Source organism: Asanoa hainanensis, assembly GCF_900188485.1.
Lineage (GTDB): Bacteria > Actinomycetota > Actinomycetes > Mycobacteriales > Micromonosporaceae > Asanoa > Asanoa hainanensis.
In genome coordinates this window covers 59,269-59,545 of the sequence record NZ_FZPH01000030.1, presented here as the reverse complement: position 1 = coordinate 59,545, position 277 = coordinate 59,269, and the positions used below count along the sequence as shown (strand labels likewise).

At 76.2% G+C, this 277-nt stretch carries 1 protein-coding gene; it reads right to left on the bottom strand.

Annotated features, from left to right (window positions below; all coding sequences use genetic code 11):
• Nucleotides 1-189: hypothetical protein (locus CHC05_RS42220; protein WP_218824819.1), on the bottom strand; the 189-nt coding region annotated here is incomplete at its 3' end.
• Nucleotides 190-277 lie beyond the last annotated feature (88 nt).

The window sequence follows — 277 nt, the reverse complement described above, 5'->3', positions numbered from 1 at the left end:
GCGCTGCGCCCGGCCACCGAGCCGGGCGAGGATCGCAACCAGTGGTTCGCGGCCATGCGGACACGGACGCCGGGCGCTGCGCCCGGCCACCGAGCCGGGCGAGGATCGCAACCACCACGAGCTGGCCCGCTGCACCCACGGCGAGGGCTGCTGCGCCCGGCCACCGAGCCGGGCGAGGATCGCAACCACGCCAGTGCTACCGCGCGGATGGCCGCTCTCGGAGAGGTTGCTGCGCCCGGCCACCGAGCCGGGCGAGGATCGCAACCCCGACCCGATC